Below are 2,337 nucleotides of genomic sequence, written 5' to 3'. Positions count from 1 at the left end.
AACAGCATGGCAGTGCCTGTATCGTTAACTAAATCATACTCTATCTATGCAGGTGCAGTAGATGCGATGGTTCAATGGTGGTACGGTCATAACGCTGTAGGTTTCTTATTAACCGCTGGTTTCTTAGGTATGATGTACTACTTTGTACCTAAACAAGCAGGTCGCCCTGTATACTCTTACCGTTTATCGGTCGTTCACTTTTGGGCGCTTGTATCTCTATACATTTGGGCTGGTCCTCATCACCTTCACTACACTGCACTTCCAGATTGGACGCAAAGTTTAGGTATGGTTATGTCAATTATCTTATTCGTTCCATCTTGGGGCGGTATGATCAACGGTATAATGACCTTATCGGGTGCGTGGCATAAACTGCGTACTGACCCAGTACTTCGTTTCTTAGTTGTATCATTATCTTTCTACGGTATGTCTACGTTTGAAGGCCCAATGATGGCAATTAAATCTGTGAACGCATTATCTCATTACACAGATTGGACTGTAGGCCACGTTCACTCAGGTGCACTTGGTTGGGTAGCTATGATTTCTATTGGTGCTATTTATCACCTTATCCCTGCACTATTTGCACAAGGTCGTATGTACAGCATTAAGCTTGTTAACACACACTTCTGGTTACACACTGTTGGTGTTGTTTTATACATTGTTGCAATGTGGATTTCAGGTGTAATGCAAGGTCTTATGTGGCGTGCAGTAAATGCTGACGGTACATTAATGTATAGCTTTGTTCAGTCTTTAGAAGCATCACATCCTTTCTACATAATGCGTTTTGTTGGCGGTGTATTCATCGTAACAGGTATGTTAGTTATGGCTTATAACGTTTTCCGTACAATTTCAGCTGAAAAAGAATCACTGAAGTTAGACGCGCAAGCACAATTAGCATAACGGAGTGAGATGATGAGCAATAAAAATTCACAAAACAAACATGAAATAGTAGAAAAAAACGTTGGCCTTATGGCCATACTTACTGTTTTTGCTATTAGCTTTGGTGCATTAGTTGAAATTACTCCACTTATGTTCCAAGACGACACAACAAAACCAGTAGATGGCTTACGTCCTCTAAATGCATTAGAAATGGAAGGTCGCGATATATACGTGCGTGAAGGTTGTTATAACTGTCATTCACAAATGATCCGTCCTTTTCGTGACGAAGTTGAACGTTACGGCCACTACTCTGTAGCAGGCGAGTCAGTATGGGATCACCCTTTCCAATGGGGTTCTAAACGTACTGGACCTGACCTTGCTCGTGTTGGTAAACGTTACTCGGACGATTGGCATTATGCTCACTTAGTGAACCCGCGTGATGTGGTTCCTGAGTCTAATATGCCAGGTTTCCCTTGGTTAGCAGAGAACACAGTTGATACCAGCTTAACTCTGAAAAAACTACAAATTTTCCGTGATACATTCGCTATTAACCCAGAAAATCCAAAACATCCGGGTTTAGGTTACGGTAGCGATGAAGAACTAATAGCTGACGTTGCCAAAGTTGATGCAATGAATGACGGTAAAGGTGCAACAGAAATGCAAGCCCTTATCGCTTATTTGCAACAGCTTGGCACGCACTTGAAGTAATTATTATGGATTACGGAACATACAGAGGCATTTTAACTCTGGTAATTTTAGTATTGTTTATTGTGATTGTTGTATGGGCATACAGCAAGCGTACCAAAAATCGTTTTGACGACGCTGCTAATGCCATTTTTGAAGATGAAAAAAAACATAACAACACACTCTCTAACGAGGAAAAGGAGTCTGAAAAATGACTAGCTTTTGGAGTATTTGGGTTATTGTTTTAACCCTAGCATGCTTACTTATTATCTTTGGCCTATTAGTGTGGAACTTAAAAAACTACGCTGGTGTTGAAGAAGGTGAAGATTGTGGGCATGAGTATGACGGTATTACCGAACTGAACAATCCACTACCTAAGTGGTGGACTTACATGTTCTTCGCAACGTTTATTTGGTCTGTTTATTACCTAGCAGCATACCCAGGTTTAGGTAACTGGGAAGGGTTAGGTAAATGGACAAGCTCTAATCAGGGTATTACCTCTTTAGCGGAATCGAAAGAAGCCGTTAAGTTAGCAGCTGAAGAAGGCCGTTTTGTAAAACTTGATAAAGAGTATGAAGCAGCAGAAGAGCGTTTTGGTCCTATTTTTAACCGACTTGCAAAAGTACCTGTTTTAGATTTAGTTCAATCTAAAATTGATGGTGATGCAGCGCAGCAGCTAGCTCTTGAAAATGGCACAGAGCATGAGCAAACAGATGGTCAATTAGCACTAGAAATTGGTCAGCGTTTATTCTCTCAAAACTGTGCACAATGTCACGG

The 2,337-nt window shown here is 40.9% G+C and carries 4 protein-coding genes; all 4 read left to right on the top strand.

The window, feature by feature from the left end; genetic code table 11:
- A partial coding sequence (locus tag BCG07_RS18735) for a cbb3-type cytochrome c oxidase subunit I (protein WP_286891500.1) occupies nucleotides 1–897 on the top strand: 897 nt, incomplete at its 5' end.
- A 12-nt stretch (nucleotides 898–909) separates the two neighbouring features.
- Entirely contained in the window at nucleotides 910–1,584 is a 675-nt protein-coding gene (ccoO, locus tag BCG07_RS18730; protein ID WP_006794296.1) for a cytochrome-c oxidase, cbb3-type subunit II, read from the top strand.
- Between the two features lie 5 nt (nucleotides 1,585–1,589).
- Nucleotides 1,590–1,775 carry a CcoQ/FixQ family Cbb3-type cytochrome c oxidase assembly chaperone gene (locus BCG07_RS18725; protein ID WP_006794297.1) on the top strand — a complete coding sequence of 62 codons (186 nt, stop codon included), beginning with the start codon at nucleotides 1,590–1,592 and terminating at the stop codon, nucleotides 1,773–1,775.
- The coding region (locus BCG07_RS18720; RefSeq protein WP_286891499.1) for a cbb3-type cytochrome c oxidase N-terminal domain-containing protein at nucleotides 1,772–2,337 on the top strand (566 nt) is incomplete at its 3' end. The genes BCG07_RS18725 and BCG07_RS18720, both read left to right, overlap by 4 nt.

Source organism: Pseudoalteromonas sp. ESRF-bin5 (assembly GCF_002632075.1).
Taxonomy (GTDB): domain Bacteria; phylum Pseudomonadota; class Gammaproteobacteria; order Enterobacterales; family Alteromonadaceae; genus Pseudoalteromonas; species Pseudoalteromonas marina.
Note: the sequence above shows the minus strand (reverse complement) of the source record. Positions and strands in the feature narration are given on the sequence as shown.

What these genes read in the sequence shown, in the direction of transcription:
- ccoO (WP_006794296.1), top strand. Translation starts at nt 910, where the DNA reads ATGAGCAATAAAAATTCACAAAACAAACATGAAATAGTAGAAAAAAAC.
- BCG07_RS18725 (WP_006794297.1), top strand. Translation starts at nt 1,590, where the DNA reads ATGGATTACGGAACATACAGAGGCATTTTAACTCTGGTAATTTTAGTA.